Below are 1,206 nucleotides of genomic sequence, written 5' to 3' on the forward strand. Positions count from 1 at the left end.
GGCTCTTCGGACATCTGGTGGGGAGTGGGGGTCGGGGTGTGATCGGGGCTGGGTAGGGGTCGAGGTCCTCGATGATCGGTAGCGACCAAGCGACCGTTCGTCTCGAGGACCTCGACGTTGACCAACGCTACGGCGTGCGTGCGCGCGCCTTCCACAGGTGATCCCTGCCCGCGGTGTGACCTCCTGCTGGGGCTGGAGGGTGTGGTCCATGTCGAGGGCGTCGAGCGCGTCGACGGCCACATGCGCGTGGAGGTCTCCACGCCGTGGCAGTTGATGGGCTGCCCGGAGTGCGGTGTCCTCTCCCCGAGCCGGGGCCGGCGGGTCCGGCGGCTGCACGACGTGCCGCACGGGAGCGCGCGTGTCGTGCTGGTGTGGCGCCAGCGGGTGTGGCGATGCCCCGATCAGGGCTGCGCGCGGGGGACGTTCACCGAGCAGGTCCCCGACCTGGTTGCGGCGCGGGGATCGGTCACGACCCGAGCAGTGGCCTGGGCCATGGAGCAGCTACGGCGTGAGCACGCCACGATCAGTGGCCTGGCCCGCCAGCTCGGGGTCGCGTGGAAGACGATGTGGCGCGCGATCGAGCCCGTCCTGGAACACCTCGACAGCCAGGAGTCCCGCTTCGCCGGAGTGAGCAGCCTTGGGGTCGACGAACACATCTGGCACCACGGCGACCCACGCCGGAAGGGTCCGAAGGAGTTGACCGGGATGGTCGACCTCACCCGCGATGAGCAGGGACGGGTCCGCGCCCGACTGCTGGACCTGGTCCCGGGCCGCTCCAAGAAGGCCTACACCGACTGGCTCACCGCCCGCGGCGATGCGTTCCGCGCCGGAGTCCAGGTCGCGGCCCTGGACCCGTTCGGTGGCTACAAAGCCGCGATCGACGCCGCGCTCGCCGACGCCGTCGCGGTCCTGGACGCCTTCCACGTCGTGAAGCTCGGCACCCAGGTCGTGGACGAGGTCCGCCGCCGGGTCCAGCAGACCACCCTGGGCCACCGCGGCCGCAAGGGGGACCCCCTCTACGGCATCCAGACCATCCTGCGGGCAGGGGCGGAGAACCTCACCGACAAACAGTTGGATCGCCTGGCGGAAGCTGTCGAGGCCGACCCCGCCCACGAAGAGGTGTATGTCGCGTGGCGCTGCGCCCAGGACCTCCGCGCCGCCTACCGCGACAAGGACACCGCCGCGGGCAAGAAGCAAGCCGAGAAG

Annotated in this window: 1 protein-coding gene; it reads left to right on the plus strand. The window is 70.8% G+C overall.

The genetic code is table 11. The features are described from left to right. Positions 1 to 117: 117 nt before the first annotated feature. The coding region (locus tag FH969_RS14985) for an ISL3 family transposase (RefSeq protein ID WP_139988011.1) at positions 118 to 1,206 on the plus strand (1,089 nt) is incomplete at its 3' end.

This window comes from Miniimonas arenae, from assembly GCF_006351005.1.
GTDB lineage: Bacteria > Actinomycetota > Actinomycetes > Actinomycetales > Beutenbergiaceae > Miniimonas > Miniimonas arenae.